Origin of the sequence: Rhodocyclus tenuis, assembly GCF_014197755.1 — a bacterium.
GTDB classification, from domain to species: Bacteria; Pseudomonadota; Gammaproteobacteria; order Burkholderiales; family Rhodocyclaceae; genus Rhodocyclus; species Rhodocyclus tenuis.
The window spans coordinates 145,366-158,591 of sequence record NZ_JACIGE010000010.1 but is presented as its reverse complement, the minus strand read 5'-3'; the positions used below and the strand labels follow the sequence as shown (position 1 = coordinate 158,591).

The 13,226-nt window shown below is 63.0% G+C and carries 23 protein-coding genes; 13 read left to right on the top strand and 10 right to left on the bottom strand.

The annotated features are described in order from the left end of the window. Positions 1-2 precede the first annotated feature (2 nt). The 9 genes from GGD90_RS13655 to GGD90_RS13615 all read right to left on the bottom strand — a co-directional run bounded on the left by GGD90_RS13655 (position 3) and on the right by GGD90_RS13615 (position 4,579). A complete protein-coding gene (locus GGD90_RS13655) occupies positions 3-506 on the bottom strand; it encodes a phage tail fiber protein (RefSeq protein ID WP_153117387.1) in 504 nt (167 codons plus the stop codon). Continuing rightward, positions 503-748 (bottom strand): hypothetical protein, encoded by a 246-nt coding sequence (locus GGD90_RS13650; RefSeq protein WP_153117388.1) that lies wholly within the window; start codon positions 746-748, stop codon positions 503-505. The genes GGD90_RS13655 and GGD90_RS13650 overlap by 4 nt, the downstream gene beginning before the upstream one ends. Beyond that, positions 748-939 (bottom strand): hypothetical protein, encoded by a 192-nt coding sequence (locus GGD90_RS13645; RefSeq protein WP_153117389.1) that lies wholly within the window; start codon positions 937-939, stop codon positions 748-750. The genes GGD90_RS13650 and GGD90_RS13645 overlap by 1 nt, the downstream gene beginning before the upstream one ends. Further along, the gene (locus GGD90_RS13640) at positions 929-1,459 is read right to left on the bottom strand and encodes a hypothetical protein (RefSeq protein ID WP_153117390.1); all 531 of its coding nucleotides are present in this window, start codon (positions 1,457-1,459) and stop codon (positions 929-931) included. The genes GGD90_RS13645 and GGD90_RS13640 overlap by 11 nt, the downstream gene beginning before the upstream one ends. Beyond that, positions 1,456-1,686 (bottom strand): hypothetical protein, encoded by a 231-nt coding sequence (locus GGD90_RS13635; RefSeq protein WP_153117391.1) that lies wholly within the window; start codon positions 1,684-1,686, stop codon positions 1,456-1,458. The genes GGD90_RS13640 and GGD90_RS13635 overlap by 4 nt, the downstream gene beginning before the upstream one ends. Then, the gene (locus tag GGD90_RS13630) at positions 1,683-2,225 is read right to left on the bottom strand and encodes an N-acetylmuramoyl-L-alanine amidase (RefSeq protein ID WP_153117392.1); all 543 of its coding nucleotides are present in this window, start codon (positions 2,223-2,225) and stop codon (positions 1,683-1,685) included. The genes GGD90_RS13635 and GGD90_RS13630 overlap by 4 nt, the downstream gene beginning before the upstream one ends. A 187-nt stretch (positions 2,226-2,412) precedes the next feature. Continuing rightward, on the bottom strand, positions 2,413-3,579 hold the full coding sequence (locus GGD90_RS13625; protein ID WP_153117393.1) for a type I restriction endonuclease: 1,167 nt from the start codon (positions 3,577-3,579) through the stop codon (positions 2,413-2,415). Between the two features lie 17 nt (positions 3,580-3,596). Beyond that, the gene (locus tag GGD90_RS13620; protein WP_153117394.1) at positions 3,597-4,094 is read right to left on the bottom strand and encodes a hypothetical protein; all 498 of its coding nucleotides are present in this window, start codon (positions 4,092-4,094) and stop codon (positions 3,597-3,599) included. 47 nt (positions 4,095-4,141) lie between these two features. Continuing rightward, positions 4,142-4,579: an XRE family transcriptional regulator gene (locus GGD90_RS13615; protein ID WP_184415190.1), complete on the bottom strand. Its 438-nt coding sequence runs from the start codon at positions 4,577-4,579 to the stop codon at positions 4,142-4,144. A gap of 131 nt (positions 4,580-4,710) precedes the next feature. Here GGD90_RS13615 and GGD90_RS13610 point away from each other — a divergent pair, with 131 nt between their 5' ends. Next, on the top strand, positions 4,711-4,956 hold the full coding sequence (locus GGD90_RS13610; protein WP_153117395.1) for a DNA-binding protein: 246 nt from the start codon (positions 4,711-4,713) through the stop codon (positions 4,954-4,956). A gap of 383 nt (positions 4,957-5,339) precedes the next feature. Here GGD90_RS13610 and GGD90_RS13605 read toward each other — a convergent pair whose 3' ends face one another. Next, the gene (locus tag GGD90_RS13605; protein ID WP_153117396.1) at positions 5,340-5,594 is read right to left on the bottom strand and encodes a hypothetical protein; all 255 of its coding nucleotides are present in this window, start codon (positions 5,592-5,594) and stop codon (positions 5,340-5,342) included. A gap of 104 nt (positions 5,595-5,698) precedes the next feature. Here GGD90_RS13605 and GGD90_RS13600 point away from each other — a divergent pair, with 104 nt between their 5' ends. From GGD90_RS13600 to GGD90_RS13545, 12 genes are all read left to right on the top strand, one after another. Beyond that, positions 5,699-6,175, top strand: a complete 477-nt coding sequence (locus GGD90_RS13600; RefSeq protein ID WP_153117397.1) for a hypothetical protein — start codon at positions 5,699-5,701, stop codon at positions 6,173-6,175. Next, a complete protein-coding gene (locus GGD90_RS13595; RefSeq protein WP_153117398.1) occupies positions 6,172-6,477 on the top strand; it encodes a helix-turn-helix domain-containing protein in 306 nt (101 codons plus the stop codon). The genes GGD90_RS13600 and GGD90_RS13595 overlap by 4 nt, the downstream gene beginning before the upstream one ends. Before the next feature lie 119 nt (positions 6,478-6,596). Continuing rightward, positions 6,597-7,400: a hypothetical protein gene (locus GGD90_RS13590; protein ID WP_228273782.1), complete on the top strand. Its 804-nt coding sequence runs from the start codon at positions 6,597-6,599 to the stop codon at positions 7,398-7,400. A gap of 5 nt (positions 7,401-7,405) precedes the next feature. Next, positions 7,406-9,238 (top strand): DDE-type integrase/transposase/recombinase, encoded by a 1,833-nt coding sequence (locus tag GGD90_RS13585; protein ID WP_184415186.1) that lies wholly within the window; start codon positions 7,406-7,408, stop codon positions 9,236-9,238. An 8-nt stretch (positions 9,239-9,246) separates the two neighbouring features. Then, on the top strand, positions 9,247-10,458 hold the full coding sequence (locus GGD90_RS13580) for an ExeA family protein (protein ID WP_153117400.1): 1,212 nt from the start codon (positions 9,247-9,249) through the stop codon (positions 10,456-10,458). Next, complete coding sequence (locus GGD90_RS13575; RefSeq protein WP_153117401.1) at positions 10,458-10,805, top strand: hypothetical protein; 348 nt, start codon at positions 10,458-10,460, stop codon at positions 10,803-10,805. Before GGD90_RS13580 ends, GGD90_RS13575 begins: the two co-directional genes overlap by 1 nt. Further along, complete coding sequence (locus tag GGD90_RS13570; RefSeq protein WP_153117402.1) at positions 10,796-11,005, top strand: hypothetical protein; 210 nt, start codon at positions 10,796-10,798, stop codon at positions 11,003-11,005. The genes GGD90_RS13575 and GGD90_RS13570 overlap by 10 nt, the downstream gene beginning before the upstream one ends. Continuing rightward, positions 11,002-11,184: a hypothetical protein gene (locus tag GGD90_RS13565; protein WP_153117403.1), complete on the top strand. Its 183-nt coding sequence runs from the start codon at positions 11,002-11,004 to the stop codon at positions 11,182-11,184. The genes GGD90_RS13570 and GGD90_RS13565 overlap by 4 nt, the downstream gene beginning before the upstream one ends. A gap of 133 nt (positions 11,185-11,317) precedes the next feature. After that, positions 11,318-11,857, top strand: coding sequence for a hypothetical protein (locus tag GGD90_RS13560; protein WP_153117404.1), 540 nt, complete (start codon positions 11,318-11,320; stop codon positions 11,855-11,857). After that, positions 11,854-12,660: an HNH endonuclease signature motif containing protein gene (locus tag GGD90_RS13555; protein ID WP_221227779.1), complete on the top strand. Its 807-nt coding sequence runs from the start codon at positions 11,854-11,856 to the stop codon at positions 12,658-12,660. Before GGD90_RS13560 ends, GGD90_RS13555 begins: the two co-directional genes overlap by 4 nt. A 3-nt stretch (positions 12,661-12,663) precedes the next feature. After that, positions 12,664-12,894 (top strand): hypothetical protein, encoded by a 231-nt coding sequence (locus tag GGD90_RS13550; RefSeq protein ID WP_153117405.1) that lies wholly within the window; start codon positions 12,664-12,666, stop codon positions 12,892-12,894. Positions 12,895-12,904: 10 nt separating this feature from the next. Then, complete coding sequence (locus GGD90_RS13545; protein ID WP_184415184.1) at positions 12,905-13,210, top strand: hypothetical protein; 306 nt, start codon at positions 12,905-12,907, stop codon at positions 13,208-13,210. Positions 13,211-13,226 lie beyond the last annotated feature (16 nt).

Sequence of the window (13,226 nt, the reverse complement as noted above, 5' to 3'; positions counted from 1 at the left end):
GATCAGTCGTCGACCCGCACGGTGAGCTGGCCGGCGGAAAAGTAAACAGTCACGCCGGCACGATCCACCTGGAACGGCTGACCGAGATTGGCGCACACCCAGGCATTGCCGCCCGTCGATGCGTCGTACCAGCGCACGGACTGGATGGTGCCCCAGGCGCCGGTCGACACCGGGAAGGTGATCGTCGCGTTGTTGCTTGTCAGACCGGAGATGCCCGAGCTGGCAACCGCCGTGCCGGCGCCCTGCGTGCCTGCCCAAGCGGCGAGGCTCGCCGACACCGCCACGCGCGCATAACCGTTACCCGAGGGCTCGGCACCGTTGCCGGCATCGGCACAGACGTCGGTGCCGGCGCCGACATACCAGGTGGCCGGCGCGGCGAGCGCCTGACCGCGAAACAGCGCATCGACGATCTTGTTTTCGCCGACGTCGGTGATCGCGCCGGCGTTCGCCAGGGCGGAGCCCAGCAACAGTGCGGCGGTGAGCGTTGAGCGGAAGAGCGATTTCATGCGTGGGTCTCCTGTTTGAGATAGGTGGTTGTAATTTCTCGCCCCTTGAACAGCAGCGGCGGAATCCAGCGCGGTCGGGGCGCATCCGGGACGTACTCTTTTTTCACGATCGAGCCGTCCTGCAACTCGAAGAACACGGCGAAGTGCGGGAACCACCCCCAGTGCGACCGACGGATCACCAGGTGATCGCGCGTGCCGTAGCGCCACAGGCGCAGCGCGTAGAGCAGGCAGTTGCTGGCCATCACTTGCGTCGGAGCAGGTAGATGGCGCCGGCGATGCTCCACGCCGCTGCGGTGACGATGAGCGCGTCGGCCAGCGCCAGCGAGGCGCCGATGGCCCCGACCATGCCGCCATCGCTCCAGCGCAAACAGGCGCGCAGGAGCATGCCGAGGGTGATCGCGGCCGGCGCCGCCCAGATCCACTTAACGCTCATCGATCACTCCGGCTTGCGTGTTTCGCCACTCGCGAAGGGCGTCGATGCGCCCGCGGCAGGCGTCGTAGGCGTCGCGCGCGTCGCCGATCCAGCCTGCGACGTCGGTATCGGTGGCAGCGCCGGCAGCGCCGTCAGCAGGCTCATCGGCGGCAGCGGGCAGCTGCCCGACACGAGCGCCGGTTGGTTGGTTAAGCAGGCGGACAACATTGCCGTCGAGACAAGCACGGCCAGTGGTAAGCGACTTGAGCGCACGATCTCTCTCCTGGGCAGCGGTGTCGCGGGCAGCGTCGGCAGCGGCGACGCGTTCGGTAAGCTCGTCGGCCTGCCGGTTGGCGGCGATGAGTCGGGTAGCGGCGGCCTCAACGACCGCCGCGCGCTTGTTGGCTTCGGCACGCTGCACGCGCTCCAGCGCGGCGATGCCTTGGGCGTCGGCGTAGCGGTAGCCGGCGGCGGCGCCGACCAGCCCGGCAATGGCAGCGGCAACGATGCCGACGGTGGCGGTGTTGGGTAGGCTGATCATGCGGCGCTCCGGCTGGCGAGGTAGGCGCGGAATACCGACCCCGCAAAAAGCGTGATCGGCGCCTGCACGGCGGCCAACACGGCGGCCGTCTCCAGCCCCGGCCGGGCGGCGTTGCCGGTGGCGTAGGCCATCGACCAGCGGGACACCTCCCACGTCATGCAGATGGCGACGGCGAGCACCAGCCGACGGATGACGCCGTAGTGATTGACTATCTGGATGGGCGTCATGCCGGCTCCCACAGGTGGTCTGACAGCGGCGCCATGCCGCCGGCGAGCCAATCGGCCACCGAAAAGCCGGGGCAGATCTTCAGCCACTCGTGCGGCTCGACCTTGCCGTCGCCGTCGGTGTCAGGCGACAGATCTCGGTGGCCGACGACGCCGGCCTCCGGGTAGGTCTTTTGCAGCCCGGCGACGAGGACGCGCAGCGCATCCCACTGCAGGGCCGTGAAGCGGTCGGTGCCGATCAGGCAGATGCCGAGGCTCTTGGCGTTAAAGCCAGCGACGTGCGCGCCGATCTCGGCCGGGGCGCGGCCGGTGACGACGGCGCCGTTGGTGTAGATCAAGAAGTGGTAGCCGATGGCGACCAGATCAGGATTCCAAGCCTGGCGCACTTTCGGGGAGCGCCGGAAGCCGCGCGCCTGATGCATGGCGTCGATGGCCTGCACGGGCGTGCGCTGACTCGGCGTGCCTGGCGAGCCCCGGAACAGGCTGTCGCCGTTGGGCGTGGCCGCGCAGTGGATGACGATGAGGTTGATCTGGCGTGACATGCGCGCAGTTTCGCGCGCGCGCGCAGGCCGATCGATTAAAGGGTTTTAGGTTCGCAGCGACAGCGCTGACGAAACACCCCGGCCGGCGAGCTTTTCACCAGCCTTCAATTGCCCGATGAAGGCATTTATAAACGCGCAGGCGGAAGCAACGCCGCCCGCACGTCACATCCGCCTGTCCAGCGGTTACTCAGGCGCCTTGATGGTCGCCTCCGGCGCGTTTGAAATTCGCGTCGTTTCGTGCGTGCTCGAGCGCGTCGAACACGATTCCCGGTATCCGCGACAAATGTTCCGGCGAGGCCAGCAAAATTGCGTCTCCCGGACCAACCTGCAATCCGGCTCGGGCCACTTCCTTCAAGCGCACATCAGTCAGAGGGACACAAAACTGCACGCCAGGATTCTTTCGCGCACCGAAGTAACGCAAGAGCCAGCGATTGACCTTGCCCTGGTAGAGCACAGAGTAATAAGTCTCGGTGTCCTTACCGACCAGTTCCGCCGCGTCGCCGACGATATCGGACACGATCGCGAAGATCCGCCGCTCCGCTTCCGTTGTCACGATCCGCGGATTGTGCGGGTCGACGTAGTCGTCGGTTGCAGACACTTCCACGCTGCTCGCGGCGGCTGGCTGGTCAGGAGCCGCTGGCGTCACCGGCTCGGCAAAGCTATGTGCAACGCGTTCCGACATCGACTGCGCGACGGCCTGCTTCACGATCGGAGTAATCGCCTCGACAAAGCGCACGGTCAGCGTGCGCTGGATGCTCGAATGGTTGGCCACGAAGCGCACGAAGTCATCGGAACAATCGAGCACGCTTTTCTTGATGACGTCCTTGAACGCAGCAAGATAGACGCTTTCTTCAGCGAGGGTTCGCAGCGCGTCCGGCTGGAACTGGTCATGCCGGAAACGCGCCAGCTGCTCGATATCTCCGTTTGAGATACGGGAGAAATCGACAACCAGGAACGGCTCCTTGTCCATCACGTTCTTGGCCACCAGGTCAGTAAAGAAGCGCCACTCCCGACCGTTGGTAATCGCGGCGATCGTCACCTCCGGTACCGAGTTGAAATAGCGCGACAGCTGCGGAGCGTGATTGGTCAGGTTTTCCTTGACGCTCTTGGCCTCGATGAACATCACCGGTACGCCGTTGCAGAACAGCGAGTAGTCAACGCGCTCGTTGAACTTCACCCCGGGGAAGTCGGCAGCGAACTCGGCGCGGACCTTGAGCGGGTCAAAAGGGGAAAACCCGAGGGCATCAAGCACCGGAAGAATCAGTGCCTGCTTTGTTGTCTCTTCAGAGTCGCAGTGCTCGGATACGTTTCTCACGTGTGCTATGTGCGACTTCATTCGTTCCGCGAATTCCATGGTTTCTCCCCGATTGACTACTGTTGTTGAAACTCCGAGTAATAACGCTCCAGCGCCGGCTTGACCCGCTCGGCGATTCTGACTGGCTGCACGATGAAGCGCTGCGCTACGTACGCCATGAAGGAAAAAGCGCTCAAGGCCAGCGCGATCTGCAGCACGGTAAGCAACGGCAGATCCCGCGAAAGAACGGCGGCGAAGGTGAAAAGAGCAATCGACCCGGTCGCCAACATCACCAACGACCTCCCGTACCAGAGCTCCAGTCGAGACGGCAGCGCCTCGAGGCGCTGCTGTTCGACATTCAGGCGCAACGAGCTCATCTTGCGCGCCAGCGCCAGATCCTTCACGGCAAACCCCTCGCGGGCAAGTAGGTAGTCAAGAGCTTCGCGCTCCGGCCAGCCGCAGCTAATGCCCGTGTTCTGCTCGAAGCGTTTTTGCCGGGCAGCCTCATCAAGCATGCGAGGGCAATGCTCCTCGCCCGGACAGCCAACGATTACCGTGCCGTTGTTCTTGCGCACCACAGCGCCGGCGCTGCCGTGAATATGCGTCCCCCGGCCGCTCGAGCTCACTTCTTTCTACCCATGTTGACGGTGATCTCACCGGAGTTGTCTCTCATCTGCTGACCAACATCACCGTGGATGATCGTCTGTCCAGAGGTCAGCGGTGACGGCAGCGGCTCAGCGCGCGGGCAAAGCTTGACGACCGCACGGGCCAGTTGCTGCGCGTCGACTTTCTTGTCGAGCGAGAGCAGATCGACAGCGTCGAGTACAGCCTGGTGCACGGCGGCCTGCCCTATACCGTCGCCGCTGCGTTGCCCGGTGACGATGAAGCGGATGTCGGCGCCGGCCGCGGCGATCGCAGCCAGATAAGCAGCATCTGGCGCAACGACATCTTTCTCGTAGCCAATCTGGCTCTTCTTCGTCGTCCCGGCCACCGCGGAAAAGTCGGCCTGATTGAGCCCAAGTCGACCGCGCTCGCCTTTTAGCCTGTCTCCGATAGACACGAAACTATCCCCTAAAACTATTTGACAGGTAACGAAATCGTTACCTATAATCAACACACACCGTCAGAACACCGACAGCAACCTAACCGGCACTCGAAAGAGCGCCAACCACCCCTGAGGGAGCGACATCAATGAATCTACGTACCGCCGACGAGGCCCGCGCCGAGCTGAAGCGTCAGGGTCTTTCCATCTCCGCCTGGGCCGTCGCAAATGGCTTCTCGACCGGCCTAGTCTTCGAAGTCCTTGGCGGCCGCAAGAAGTGCTTGCGCGGCCAGGCGCACAACATTGCCGTCAAGCTCGGCATGAAAGACGGTGTCGTCTGCACCGACCCCACTCGCGCGCTCGATCTGCGCAGCGATCGCCGCATTGCCGCGTGAGGCCTGCCATGCACTGCATCTCGCTCACCAAGCTCCGCTCCCTTCTTCCTTTCCGCCGTTACCGCACGCTCACCATCACATCGTCAGCTGATGGCGGCTGGTTCATCCCCCGTATTGCCGAGTAACGGCCGTGGGAGACCTTGCCAAAACACTGTTCGACGCCGCGTTTTCGGGCCCGCGCGATCCGCGCAGCGTTCCCTACAAAGCAGGCGTGCTCGCCGCACTGCGCTATCGCGTTGATGGCGCGCGCATGACCAACCCCTATCCGGTCGCGACGGCGGAATCCGATGCCTGGTATGCCGGCACGCAGGAGGGGCACACGCTCTTCCGCCGGCATGCAGAACAGGCTCTCGACGCCTACGGTCGGCACGAGCTTTCCCCTGTTATTGCCGGCGGGCCCGCGCGTCATCGATCCACCCGGCCAGTTCGCCCAGCACGCGTCCAGATGTCTGCAGGATCTCTGCAGACGCAGCTGCAGAGCTGACCCGCGACTTCGCAAGCGCGCTCGCCCTCATGTTCTCGGTCAACTTTTCCCCATCGATGAGCGCGGCGTCTTCCAGATCCGCGATCACCGCCCCCGTCATCCACACCAGCGCATCGATGCGCCCTGCCAGCTCGTTGAAGTCTCTGCTGTTCATGGTTTTGCCCTCCGTTGCGACGCTCCCAATTTAGATACACGCAACGGATTTGCATAGTAACAAACGCCAACCATTTTTAGATCGCCAGAAAGGAGGTTCCCCGAATGTCTAGACGTATTTCGGTGGCCCCAGCCACGTCACTCCGAACAGCCTTCGAGCAGGACAAGCGCACGGCCATCATTGAGCACCGCCGCGGCATCGAGCGCATTGCCGAACTCATGAACAACGTCAAGCCGGCAACGTTGTACGACTGGATCGATGAAGTACGCATGCCAGTGCATGCGCTGCCGGCCTGGGAGCACGCCACCGGCGGCAGCAGCGTCATGCGTTACCTCAGCTCGCAAGGCGGTCGCCTGCTCATCGACATTCCTCGCGGCCGCGCGCTGGTGACGTGCGACGTGCAGGGTCTGCAGCGCGTCACGCACGAAGCGATCGGCACGCTGCTGAAGTTCAGCGAAGGTGAGGCGACGGCCGACGACGCAATGGCCGCGCTACTGCATGCAATGGGCGCGCTGGCCTGGCATCGCGAAAACGTTCGGCGGGCCAGCCAACCCGAGCTCGAGCTGGGAGAGGCGCAATGAGCCAGCCGAAGACGATGGCCGCCGGCAGCAAGGTGCTCGACGTGCTCAACGTGTTGATGGGCCACTTCGCGCACGGCCTGAGCCCGAGCGAGTTGGCAAAGGCGACTGACTTGTCGCCGCCGAACATCACCCGCTACGTTGCCACGCTGATCGAGGCCGGCTTCGCTGAGCGAATCCCCGAAACCGGTCGCATCCGCCCATCGACGCGCTTCGCTTTGCAAGCGATGTCGATCATGCGCTCTGTCGACGCCGCCCGCGGCCGGCTCGACGAACTTTCCGCTCGCCTGAACACGAAAATCTAGGAGTCGTCATGGCCCGTAAGCCAAGCATCACAACCCCCATCAGTCACGCCATTGCCGAAGCCGATGCCCCCGGATTGCCGGCGCTGCGCGAAGAGTGCAATCAGCGTGCAGTGCTCGAAATGCAGCTCGATGCGCATGTGCGCGCCGTCGCCGCGCAGATCGGTTATCAGCTGCCGGGCGACTACACCGATCCTGACCTGATCCAGCGCGATATCAGCAGCAGCATGCGCCGCAGCGTCGAAGCCTGCATCGAAGTCGGTCGCGGACTCGCGGTGCTCAAGGCCGCTTGCGAGCACGGGCAATTCATCTCCCGCCTCGATGTCCTCGGGATCGATCGTAAGGTGGCTGCCAAGTTCATGCAGTCGGCAGTGAAATTCTCAAATGTCTCGTCAACGAGACATTTGACTGCCGCGCTCGGAAACCAGACCAAGCTCTTCGAGATGCTCATCCTCGATGACGAGCAGCTCGAAGAGCTCGAGCTTACCGGCCAGACCGGCGAGCTGAAGCTCGACGACATCGCCACGATGTCGGTCAAAGAACTCCGCGCCAAGCTGCGCGAGGCGCGCGCCAACGCCAATGCGACCGAGCGCGTCATCGCGGACAAAGACGCGAAGATCAATGAAATGCACCGCACGCTGCATAAGCGTGTGGTTTCGCTGACCGATTGGCCTGAGGCCTTTACCGGCTATCTCGATCAGGTTGCCGCGGCGCGCCGATCGATGGAAAAGGCGATCGCCGATCTCGACATCATCCGGCGCGACGCCATGCTGCTGGATCCGCAGCCGGGGGAAGAAGACGGCCTCGAAAAGGCCCGCGAAGCCCTGGGCATTGCGCTCGTCGATGCGCTCACACGCGGCGACGAATGCCTTGCCAAGGTGCGCAACATCTTCGAAAAGACGCTTGGCGCGTTGGTCGGCGAGTAAGGGTCATGGACATGGCCGCCGAACTCACTCCGGACATGCTGCAGAAGCTGTTCGCGCTGCGTGATCGCATTGACGCAGCTGCGCACGGGCAGAAAGGTGCGATCGTTGGCGAATTCTGCGCACTGCACGGTACGCATATCGGAACCGTGCATCGCTGGCTGAAAGATCACGCCGGCCGCAAGACCAATCGTAAGCGTCGGGCCGACGCCGGGACAACGCGCATCGACGACACCACGCTGACGTTCATCGCCGGCGCCAAGCGCGAGGCGTTTCGCGCCAACGGCAAAGACACGATGCCGCTCGGCGTTGCCATGAACGTTGCAGCGGCAAATGGGCTGGAGGTTCCGGTATCGAAGTCGCGCGTGGCCACGCTGCTGCGCCAGCGGCGGATGGATGCAGCAACGGTGATGGCGGCACGGAATCACATCGAGCTGCGCAGTCTGTACCCGAATCACGTGCACGAAATCGACCCTTCGCTGTGCCTGATCTATTACATCGGCGGGCGGCAAATGTGCATGCGCGCTGAGGAGTTCTACAAGAACAAGCTGGACAAGATCGCCAAGGTGAAGCTGAAGGTCTGGCGCTACACGCGTTACGAACACGCCAGTGGCGTATTCGATGTCCGCTACTTTGAGTCCGCCGGCGAATCTCAGCACTGCTTGTTCGAGTTCCTGCTCTACACGTGGAGCAAGCAGCCAAACCGGCTTTCCTACGGGGTGCCGAAGATCCTGCTGTGGGACAAGGGCAGCGCCAACACCTCGCACGCGATCAAGCATCTGCTCGACGCGCTGGGCGTCGATCACAGGACGCATGCTGCAGGACATGCCTGGGTGAAGGGCGGTGTCGAGCAGGCAAACAACCTGGTCGAAACGCAGTTCGAAAGCCGTCTGCGCTTCGAGCCGGTGGAATCGGTGGAAGAACTCAACGCGGCAGCAGAGCGCTGGGCCCGTGACTACAACGCCAACGCCATCGAACACGTGGACTGCCGCCTGCGGCGGGCGTCTGGCGAGCCGATGGTGCGCGACGATCTGTGGCAGACCATTCTTCGGCACCCGGGCGCACTCGTCGAAATGCCTGAGCGCAAGGTCTGCCAGTGGTTTCTGCGCGGACAGGAGGCGACGCGGCAGGTGCGCGATCTGCAGATCACGTTCGTCCATCCGGAAATCGGCAAGACGGCAACCTACAAGCTCGCGGCGTGGGCCGAGTTGCTCGGCAGGAATGTCACCGTCCGCGTAGCGCCGGTTCTGCTGCGAAATGGCTTGCTGCGGGTCGAAATCGATCGCATGGGCGACGAGCCGCTGATCGTCGAGGTCGAGCCGGAGCGGGACTTCGACGCTTATGGCCGCTGCGAGTCGTCGCCCGTGATCGGCGAGGAGTATTCCCGCGCCAAGCAAACCGCTGATGAGGCGATCGCGCGCAAGCTCGAGCAGGCGGCCTACGGCGAAGGCGTCACGGCCGATGACGCTGACGCGCTACGCGCGAAGCAGGTCACTCCGTTTGCGCACATGAACGGCGGGCGCGGCGTCGTTGCTCACTCGCACCTCGGGCAGTGCGATCTTCCGGAGCGGATCCTTCCGCCGCCGCAAACGCTGGAAACGCCGCAAATCGCGGCAGCGCGCAAAGCGCGGGTCGAAGTGCAGCCGCTGTCGGTCGAGGAGCTCGCTCGGCAGCTCAAGAAGCTGGTGGAAGCCGATGGTGGCGAGTGGTCTGTCGACCGCTACCGCTGGCTGAGCCAGCGTTATCCGGACGGTGCTCAACCCGACCAGGTCAAGGACATCGCCGCCGAACTGGCCGCCCCGCGCGCAGGCCATCCGTTGCAAATCGTGCGCGCGAATTGAGGTGCCAAATGCTCACCCTGAAAAAAGTGCTCGCCCGCATTGGTCGCAATCAAGCCGATCTGGCGCGGGCAATCGAAGTATCGACCGCAACCGTGGCGCAAATCGTCAATCACGACGCGTGGCCCAAGAGTTTGCCGCGGCCGGCGCTGGAACTGCGCATCCGCGCGTTCCTCGCCGAGTCGGGTGCCACCGACAGCGAGCTGACCGACGCTTTCGCCGCCAATGAGGAGGGGAATCCGTGCGCCAACACGGATTCCCCGGTCTCCCCGAAGCAAGCCACTGACGAATCACTCAAGGAGAAGATGATGTTACTGCGTAAACAAACCCTGCTGCCAGCAACGAAGAAGCACTTCGGGATCTTTCGTGATCCGTTTGCCGACGATGCGATCCAGAGCGATGAGGACATGTTCGTCTCTCCGGATATTCGTTACGTGCGCGAATCCATGCTGGCGACGGCAAAACATGGCGGCCTGCTGGCGGTCGTTGCCGAGTCGGGCGCGGGCAAGACGACGCTGCTGCGCGATCTCGAAGACCGCATCAGCCGTGAGAATCAGCCGGTTGTGCTCATCCGTCCGTACGTTTTGGGGATGGAAGACAACGACACCAAGGGGAAGACGCTGAAAGCGTCGCACATCGCTGAAGCGATCATGGGGGCTGTCGCGCCGCTTGAAAAGCCTGTCTCCAGCCCGCAGGCGCGGTTTGCGCAACTGCATCGGTCGCTGAAGGAAAGCCACTCGGCCGGTTTCCGCCACTGCCTGATCATCGACGAAGCGCATGCGATGCCGATCGCAACGCTAAAGCACCTGAAGCGCTTCTTCGAACTCGAGTTCGGCTTCAAGAAGTTGCTGTCGATCATCCTGATCGGCCAGCCGGAGCTGAAGGCGAAACTGTCCGAGCGTAATGGCGACGTGCGGGAAGTGGTGCAACGCTGCGAAGTCGTTGAGCTGGCTCCACTGGATGGCGGTCGGCTGGATGAATACCTGAAGTTCAAGTTCGAGCGGGTTGGCAAATCGCTGGCCGATGTGATCGATGCAGGCGGTATCGATGCTGTGCGCGCCAAGCTGACGATCTCCTCCCGGCGCGCCGATCGTACCGAAACGCTCTCGCTGCTCTACCCGCTGGCGATCGGCAACATCATGACTGCGGCGATGAACGTCGCCGCCGAAATCGGCAGCCCGATCGTCACGGCCGGCGCCGTCAAGAGCCTGGGGATGGTGTGATGAAATCCGCCGATCATCTTCATGCGCTGCCGATGATTGACTCGGCAGCAGCCGAACAGACGCGCGCAACGTCGGTATCGATGGCCACCACGCTGATCATGAATCTCCTGCGCTGCGTGCTCTTCCTCATCAAGAACCGGCTCAGCGTCATTTCGTTCCGAGGCTATCGCGACATTGGCGGCGACAACATCGTGATCGTTGTCGCCCCCAGTCCGCGACTGCACGCCATCTTTGGCGAAGACTGCGCTTGGCGCCAGCGCCGGCCGGATGGCGAACTGACGATTTACACATGGTTTGCCGACCGTTTTGGCTGCCGCGTGGAGTGGGAGGAAGTGACATGCCTCTGATCCCCGAAACCATCACCTGGCACACCGGACCGGACGATCTGCCGGACGCAGACGAGACAGTGCTGACCGCGAATGATGATCCGGGCGACGTCTGGCCGGGTTACTTCGACGGCGAGCAATGGCGGAATGCTGACGGCTTCCCGATTGATCCGCCGAAGGCATGGTCCGCCATGCCTTCGGGGCCGGGAGCACGGCAATGAGCCTTCCCATCTTCTTTTCAGCTGTCTGCATGGTCTGCATCGCAGCGGCGTTCGCTGCAGCGTGCTTCGAGATCGCCGGCGAAGACGCGCTCATTGGCAAAACCGCTAGGCAGATCGGCGCCTTCGTGCTCGTGCTCGTCATCGGCGCGGCTTTCGAACTCGGGAGGGCATGGTCATGAATGCGCTCGTCTCCGCGCAGTGGCGCGCCGCGATCGTCGCCATCGCACGTCTACGTCTTGCCCTCCGCTACGCCAGGGCGTTGGGCTATACGCCTCGTCGCGCATGGGCCAGCGCGCGAAGGGAGAGTTGATCATGGCCAGTCTTCTCTCCCTGCAGCTGCAATCGCTGCTCACCACCAAGACGCTCGACGAACAAATCATCGACATCCTGCGTGAGGCCAGCGAGCCATACAGCGTGCGCGATATCGCTGTGCGGCTGACGCACGAGGTTCCGAACCTCTGCGACGAGATCCGGCGCTTGCTGCACGAGCGTCGCATTGAGCGCGTTGGCGAAAAGGATGCTCCGGCAGACATGCCGCGCAAGACCGTCGCCACCTACACGTTGCCAGGGCGTGACGGCAGCGCGGCCAAACTGGCGGCAGAGAAGCGCAAGCCAGCGCCCGCACCGAAACCGGCTCGTCGCATACACGACCCGGAATCGATCATGCTGCGCCTCGTCGCCGTGCTCAAAACGGCCGGTCCAGACGGCATGAAGGCAGAACAACTCTGCGCCGCGCTGCCCGATGTAGGTCGCTCGTCGATCTATCCGCAAATCACGCGTGCTGCCGAGCGCGGCCTGCTCACCCGTCCTGCTCGCGGCTGGGTTATGGCGAGAAAGGAAGCCGCAGCATGAGCCGCCACTGGCCCCAGGAGAAGCTCTCCCGACTTGCCGAGATCTACCCCGATCAGACCGCTGCAGCTTGTGCCGAACAACTGGGGAAAACCGTCCCGGAAATCTATCGCCAGGCGCGGGCCCTTGGGCTGCAGAAAAGCGCCGCGTTCTATGCGGGCCCGGCATCTGGTAGGCGCGACAACAGCCCCAGTCTCTGGGTCGAGCCGATGCGTAAGCGGTTGATCGAGATCTATCCCGACAACACCGCCGCCTTTTGCGCGGCAGAACTCGGGGTCAGCATTGGTCAGATCTATTCAGCCGTAGCGCGGATGGGCCTGAAAAAGAGTGAGGCGTTCAAGGCGAGCGCGAAGTCTGGCCGGCTCGACGGAATCCGCGGCGCGGAAACCCGGTTCGGCCGGGGTCAGGTTGCCCGGAAAAAGGGCATGAAAGGGCTGGCGCTCGGCTCAAGAACGACTCAGTACCCTCCGGGGCACAAGCCGTTCAACTGGGTTCCGATCGGCAGCGAGCGCCTCGTTGACGGCTACCTGCAGCGAAAAATGACCGATACCGGCTATCCGCCCAAGGACTGGAAATTCGTCCATCGCCTGATGTGGGAAGAGGCGAACGGGCCGATACCAGCCGGACACATGCTCGTCTTTCGTGACGGAAACCGCGCCCATATCGCCCTGGACAACCTTGAGCTGATCACGCGGGCGGAGCACATGCGGCGACACACCTTGCACAACTATCCGCCGGAGCTTGCTGAATGCGTGTTGCTTCGCAGCCAGATCACCCGGCACATCAATCGCCGAGAAGGGAAATAGACCATGAAAACGCTCAAGCAGCAGCACGAAGAGTATCTCGCCAGAGTCAAGGCGAAGGGCGCAAAGACGCTGACCTTCGTTACGCCGTGTTGTGGAAAGACGGTCGAGGATATGGCCGCGCACGCCGGTGAAACATGGGACACGCTGGCAACTTGCCCGCACTGCGAAACGATCTACTGGAAGGTGGCAACCGATAGCGAAATCGTCGCCACGATCCCGGACAAAGCCGCATAGGGGAAACGACATGAGCGACATCACACGACTCCGTTCTGCGCTCTTCGCCACGCTCGACGACCTGCGCGATCCGGCGAAAACCATCGATCTCGATCGCGTCAAGGCGATCAACGAAACCGCGAAGAACATCACTGACACCGCCAAGGTCGAGGTCAATTTTCTGCGCGTCACCGGCGCTGCGGAAGGCTCCGGCTTCATCCCGACGTACAAGCCGGCGCTGCCCGGCGGCACGAGTGAGAGCCAATCCACAGCAACGGGCACGAAGACCATCGAGCACGTTCCCGGCGGCACAAAGATCACTCACCGGCTCAAGTAGCCAGAAAGGACGTCAC

Coding starts and splice junctions, on each gene's coding strand:
- GGD90_RS13595 (WP_153117398.1), top strand. CDS start 6,172: ATGAGCCAGCCGAAGACGATGGCCGCCGGCAGCAAGGTGCTCGACGTG.
- GGD90_RS13605 (WP_153117396.1), bottom strand. CDS start 5,594: ATGAACAGCAGAGACTTCAACGAGCTGGCAGGGCGCATCGATGCGCTG.
- GGD90_RS13560 (WP_153117404.1), top strand. CDS start 11,318: ATGGCCAGTCTTCTCTCCCTGCAGCTGCAATCGCTGCTCACCACCAAG.
- GGD90_RS13550 (WP_153117405.1), top strand. CDS start 12,664: ATGAAAACGCTCAAGCAGCAGCACGAAGAGTATCTCGCCAGAGTCAAG.
- GGD90_RS13580 (WP_153117400.1), top strand. CDS start 9,247: ATGCTCACCCTGAAAAAAGTGCTCGCCCGCATTGGTCGCAATCAAGCC.
- GGD90_RS13600 (WP_153117397.1), top strand. CDS start 5,699: ATGTCTAGACGTATTTCGGTGGCCCCAGCCACGTCACTCCGAACAGCC.
- GGD90_RS13585 (WP_184415186.1), top strand. CDS start 7,406: ATGGACATGGCCGCCGAACTCACTCCGGACATGCTGCAGAAGCTGTTC.
- GGD90_RS13655 (WP_153117387.1), bottom strand. CDS start 506: ATGAAATCGCTCTTCCGCTCAACGCTCACCGCCGCACTGTTGCTGGGC.
- GGD90_RS13590 (WP_228273782.1), top strand. CDS start 6,597: ATGCAGCTCGATGCGCATGTGCGCGCCGTCGCCGCGCAGATCGGTTAT.
- GGD90_RS13630 (WP_153117392.1), bottom strand. CDS start 2,225: ATGTCACGCCAGATCAACCTCATCGTCATCCACTGCGCGGCCACGCCC.
- GGD90_RS13610 (WP_153117395.1), top strand. CDS start 4,711: ATGAATCTACGTACCGCCGACGAGGCCCGCGCCGAGCTGAAGCGTCAG.
- GGD90_RS13625 (WP_153117393.1), bottom strand. CDS start 3,579: ATGGAATTCGCGGAACGAATGAAGTCGCACATAGCACACGTGAGAAAC.
- GGD90_RS13570 (WP_153117402.1), top strand. CDS start 10,796: ATGCCTCTGATCCCCGAAACCATCACCTGGCACACCGGACCGGACGAT.
- GGD90_RS13635 (WP_153117391.1), bottom strand. CDS start 1,686: ATGACGCCCATCCAGATAGTCAATCACTACGGCGTCATCCGTCGGCTG.
- GGD90_RS13555 (WP_221227779.1), top strand. CDS start 11,854: ATGAGCCGCCACTGGCCCCAGGAGAAGCTCTCCCGACTTGCCGAGATC.
- GGD90_RS13640 (WP_153117390.1), bottom strand. CDS start 1,459: ATGATCAGCCTACCCAACACCGCCACCGTCGGCATCGTTGCCGCTGCC.
- GGD90_RS13565 (WP_153117403.1), top strand. CDS start 11,002: ATGAGCCTTCCCATCTTCTTTTCAGCTGTCTGCATGGTCTGCATCGCA.
- GGD90_RS13645 (WP_153117389.1), bottom strand. CDS start 939: ATGAGCGTTAAGTGGATCTGGGCGGCGCCGGCCGCGATCACCCTCGGC.
- GGD90_RS13650 (WP_153117388.1), bottom strand. CDS start 748: ATGGCCAGCAACTGCCTGCTCTACGCGCTGCGCCTGTGGCGCTACGGC.
- GGD90_RS13545 (WP_184415184.1), top strand. CDS start 12,905: ATGAGCGACATCACACGACTCCGTTCTGCGCTCTTCGCCACGCTCGAC.
- GGD90_RS13575 (WP_153117401.1), top strand. CDS start 10,458: ATGAAATCCGCCGATCATCTTCATGCGCTGCCGATGATTGACTCGGCA.